This window comes from Moorena sp. SIOASIH, assembly GCF_010671925.1.
In the GTDB taxonomy this organism is placed as follows: Bacteria; Cyanobacteriota; Cyanobacteriia; order Cyanobacteriales; family Coleofasciculaceae; genus Moorena.
The window spans coordinates 1-1,004 of the sequence record NZ_JAAHIH010000021.1; the positions used below are offsets into that span (position 1 = coordinate 1).

General features: G+C 61.0%; 1 protein-coding gene and 1 pseudogene. Both read left to right on the forward strand.

What is annotated here, in order from left to right; translation table 11 throughout:
* Positions 1–546, forward strand: a 546-nt coding sequence (locus tag F6J90_RS43335; RefSeq protein WP_293109138.1) for a tetratricopeptide repeat protein, incomplete at its 5' end; no start/stop codon positions are given.
* 196 nt (positions 547–742) lie between these two features.
* Positions 743–1,004: pseudogene (locus F6J90_RS43340) on the forward strand (hypothetical protein); the annotation flags it as partial.

Consider the following 1,004-nt stretch of genomic DNA (forward strand, 5'->3'; position numbering starts at 1 on the left):
ACCGAAATCGCAGCGGCGTATGATCACCGTGGCGCGGCCTTCGCGTTCAGCGGCGACCACGAACGGGCGATCGAAGACTACACGCAGGCAATCGAACTCTCCGATGAACCCAGGGCCTCGACCTATCGCAACCGAGGCACTGCTTACGGGCAGCTAGGTCAGTTCGGTCGCGCACTTCAGGATTTCGACCAGGCGCTGGCGATTGATCCGGGCAATGCCGACGCTTACGCCGATCGCGGACTCGCCAATTTCTTCCTGGAGGATTACGCGCAAGCAATGGCTGATTTGAACGCTGCGATAGAGGCGGATCTTGGGAACTTCAGAGCGTTCTACAATCGGGGTCGGGTCCATTGCGTCCTTGGCGACCAGCAGCGGGCGGCGGCCGACTGGCTGAGATCGTACGAGTTGAGAACGCAAGCAAGCCTTGAATCGCAGCAACGCTTTCTCGGTCAGCGGGGCTACTATTCCGGTCCTGTCGATGGGGTTATAAACGCCGAACTTCGCGAGGCCGTTCAACTGAGGGCTCAAACCGAATGCCCCGGCTGACTGGCAGCCCAACGCCCAACTGCCGTCCCGCCAACCGGCGCGCCGCCGGTCCAATCCGATGACCCCAATCCACTGAGATTGACACTACTCCTTGTAGGGTCATAATCGCCGCAATAGCAACCGGCACCACAAGCAACGCGCGTGCCGGGTTGTCCGCCTCCCCTTATGGCGGGATCATGAAACAGGGAGTACCCAAATGAAAAATCTACTTGGCGCGTCGGCGATTGCGATCGCCGCCAGCACATCCCTTGCCGCGACCGCGGGCGCCCAAACGCTGATCTTTTGTTCCGAAGGCAGCCCGGAGAATTTCAGCCCGGCCCTATCGACCGCCGGCACGACCTTCACCGCCAGTTCAACGCCGATCTATAACCGGCTGGCCCAGTTCGATCGCGGCACCACGCAGGTCATCCCCGGCCTGGCGGAAAGTTGGGAGGTTTCGGACGACGGCCTGTCTTACA